Here is a 3,048-nt window from a genome sequence, read left to right as displayed (position 1 = left end):
TCGCAGCCTCGCCGTGGCATTTCGACAGCGCGCACATCGGCCTGTTCGGACTCGCCGGGCTGGCCGGCGCACTGGGCGCGGGCCGAGCCGGACGCTGGGCGGACCGCGGTTACGCGCGCCCGGTCACGGGGGCGGCACTCGTCCTGCTGGCCGTCTCGTGGTCCGCCACGGCACAAGGATCGTGGTCGCTGCGGCTGCTCGTCGCGGGCGTCGTCGTCCTCGATTTCGCCGTGCAGGCCGTGCATGTCGGCAATCAGCACCTGCTCACGGCCGCACACCCGGACCGGACCAGCAGCGTCATCGGCACGTACATGCTCTTCTACTCCGTCGGTTCGGCGTTCGGCGCGGCCGCCACGACCGCCGCGTATTCGGCCGCCGGCTGGACCGGGTCCAGCATTGCCGGCGCCGCCTTCGCGGTCGGCGGCTTCGCGGTATGGGCGATCGCGGACGGCCGCCGGCGGACGGCCGACCGGCGTCCGAGGCGCTCGATCACGCCCGCCACGGCGCCGGGACACGATGTGGTGCAGAGGCCCCCAGAGTGATCAGGAATCGAGAAGCGACGGTCGTGCGATCGCCGATAACGTCTTCGACATGAACATCACCACTGCTCAGAGCACCATCGCATCGGTCATCCTCGAGACCCCGGACCCGGCTGCCGCCGCGGCCTTCTACGAGGCCGCGTTCGGACTCGGCGACCGGCTGCGGGTCCGCAAGTCGGACGCGGAGACCACCGGCTTCCGCGGATACATCCTCTCCCTCGTGGTGTCCCAGCCGAGCACCGTCGACAGCCTCATCGGCTCCGCGGTCGCGGCGGGCGCGACGACGGTCAAGCCGGCCAAGAAGAGCTTCTGGGGGTACGGCGGCGTCGTGCAGGCCCCCGACGGCGCGGTCTGGAAGATCGCCACCTCGGCGAAGAAGGACACCGGCCCGGCCACCCGCGAGATCGACGATTTCGTTCTGCTGCTCGGGGTCGAGAGTGTGAAGGCGACCAAACAGTTCTACGTCGAGCGCGGCTTGACCGTGGCGAAGAGCTTCGGCGGTAAGTACGCCGAGTTCGAGTCGCCGGCCGGGTCGGTCAAGCTCGCGCTCTACGGCCGCAAGGCCGCCGCCAAGGACGCGGGTGTCCCGGCGGAGGGCTCCGGGTCGCATCGGATCGCCGTCACCGGCCCCCTCGGTTCCTTCACCGATCCCGACGGATTCGTGTGGGAGGTCGAGGCCTGAGCCGGGTGGCCCGGCCGGAATCAGGCCGCCCGCAACGGAACTCGGAAGGACTTGCGCAGCGACGACGGGCCGACCAGGGGAAGCAGCACGGCGAGGAGCTTCCCCTCGAGCGCCCGTGGCGTCCGGGTCAGTTCGACGTCGACACGGCTGCCCTCCGGGGCAGGTGTGGCACGGAAGACCCACCCACCACCGGCGCCGAAGAGTTTGGAATCCAGGGTGGTCACGGTCACCGTGTCGCCCGCCGGGTCCCACTCGTAGCGGGCGCGCTCCCAGGCCGCCTCCGTCCCCTCGGTGACCTCGGCCCACCCCTCGCCCTGCTCGTGCACGACGAAGTGCTCGGCATCGATCGTAGGCCACACCTGCGGCCGGGACGGGCCGAAGTCGGTGAGCACGCCCACGACCTCGGCGGGGCTCAGCGTGGAGATGAGATGAAAACGGACCGTGGTCATGGAAACTCCTCGAAACCGGTAGGGCCGCCGGCCGCGGATTCGCGGTGCCGGACACTCATCGAGCATCGCCGCTACCGGTGCCGCTACGAATCCGTCGGATGACGCTGCGGTGACGTAATCTCCATGACCTCCATCAGCTGGTTCGCGAATTCTTCGGCCTCGGTGCGCACGCCGTTGTGTGCCCCGGGGAACTCGACCACCTCGATTCCGAGCCGGGCCGCGATCTCGACCGCGGGCCGATAGGGCAGGCACCCGCGCGTTTCGCGGCCGACCGCGAGCACCAGACGGTCCGACACCGCGGCGAGCGCACTGTAATCCGGTGTGTACGAGGTGAATTCACGCAACTCGTGTTCGATCATGAGCGGGCCGTTGGCGGCGAGGCGGGCCCACATCTGCGCGGCACGCTCCGACAGCCGCGAAACCTGCGGCGCCGGTTTCATCGCGGGACCGATGCCCGCGAGGAATCTCGCGCCGGCCGCGGCGACGCCCTCGGTGTGGAGCAGGACATAGACCTCCTCGACCATCGCGAGGTGCCGGTCGGCGTCCGGCAGGACGGCGAAGCAGGGTGGTTCGTGCGCGACCAGTCGGCGCACCCGGTCGGGATGTCTCGCCAGCACGTCGAGTCCGACGATCGCGCCGTTGCTGGTTCCGCAGACGAACGCCGGCTCATCGGACAGATGCGCGAGCAGCCGGGCCACGTCGTCCGCCTGCACCGCCACCTGCTGATCCTCGGGCCCGTGGGCGAGCACGCTGCGCGAACAGCCGCGTGGATCCAGCGCCACGACGGTGAAACGGCGCCCGAGCACCTCGGCCATCTCGTCGAAGACGCCCGCGTCGCCGCCGCCACCGGGGATCAGCAACAGCAGCGGCCCGTCGCCGCGCAGTTCGTAGTACAGCGTCGCGCCGGGGACGGTCAGTGTGTCGGATCTCATTGCGCTACTTCCTCTTCGATGCCGGACGGCCACTGCGACAGGGTGCGATGCAGGGCCTCGAGAATGCGGTGCCAGCTGGCGTCGATCGCCCGGGAGTGCGCGAATCCGCCCGCCGCCTCCAGGGTGGCGAAGCCGTGAAATGTGCTGCGCAGCAAGCGTCCCGCGTCGGTCGACCCGGGTTCGCTCAATCCGTATCCGCGCAACAGCGCCGCGGTGAGCTCGATACCGCGCAGCAGGGCCGGCTCTCCGGCGACCTCCTCGGGATCCATGCGGATCTGCGTTGCCGCGTACCGGCCCGGATGGTCGAGGGCGTAGGAGCGGTACGCGTCGGCGAACGCGAACAACGCCTCACGCCCGGAGCGCCCCGCCACCGCCGCGCCGATCCGCTCGTTCATCTCCGCCCCGGCCAGCAATCCCACCTGCACCTGCAGATCCCGCAGGTTCCG

Annotated in this window: 5 protein-coding genes; 2 read left to right on the top strand and 3 right to left on the bottom strand. The window is 70.3% G+C overall.

The features are described 5' to 3' along the window. Positions 1 to 542: MFS transporter (locus tag VJR25_RS00425; protein ID WP_324111384.1), on the top strand; the 542-nt coding region annotated here is incomplete at its 5' end. A gap of 49 nt (positions 543 to 591) precedes the next feature. Next, positions 592 to 1,221 carry a glyoxalase gene (locus tag VJR25_RS00420; protein WP_030513796.1) on the top strand — a complete coding sequence of 210 codons (630 nt, stop codon included), beginning with the start codon at positions 592 to 594 and terminating at the stop codon, positions 1,219 to 1,221. A 20-nt stretch (positions 1,222 to 1,241) separates the two neighbouring features. On the opposite strand, the gene VJR25_RS00415 is transcribed toward VJR25_RS00420, so the two are convergent. The 3 genes from VJR25_RS00415 to VJR25_RS00405 form a co-directional block, all read right to left on the bottom strand. Then, positions 1,242 to 1,670, bottom strand: coding sequence for a hypothetical protein (locus VJR25_RS00415; protein ID WP_324111382.1), 429 nt, complete (start codon positions 1,668 to 1,670; stop codon positions 1,242 to 1,244). Between the two features lie 83 nt (positions 1,671 to 1,753). Beyond that, a complete protein-coding gene (locus VJR25_RS00410) occupies positions 1,754 to 2,635 on the bottom strand; it encodes an alpha/beta hydrolase (RefSeq protein ID WP_324111380.1) in 882 nt (293 codons plus the stop codon). After that, on the bottom strand, positions 2,599 to 3,048 hold a 450-nt coding region (locus VJR25_RS00405; RefSeq protein ID WP_324111378.1), incomplete at its 5' end, for a TetR-like C-terminal domain-containing protein. The genes VJR25_RS00405 and VJR25_RS00410, both read right to left, overlap by 37 nt.

It is taken from the genome of Microbacterium sp., assembly GCF_035277845.1.
GTDB lineage: Bacteria > Actinomycetota > Actinomycetes > Actinomycetales > Microbacteriaceae > Microbacterium.
The sequence above is the reverse complement of the archived record's forward strand: the minus strand, read 5'-3'. Positions and strand labels throughout refer to the sequence as shown.

Bases quoted from the DNA above. Each gene is read 5' to 3' on its own strand.
- VJR25_RS00420 (WP_030513796.1), top strand. From the start codon at position 592: ATGAACATCACCACTGCTCAGAGCACCATCGCATCGGTCATCCTCGAG.
- VJR25_RS00415 (WP_324111382.1), bottom strand. From the start codon at position 1,670: ATGACCACGGTCCGTTTTCATCTCATCTCCACGCTGAGCCCCGCCGAG.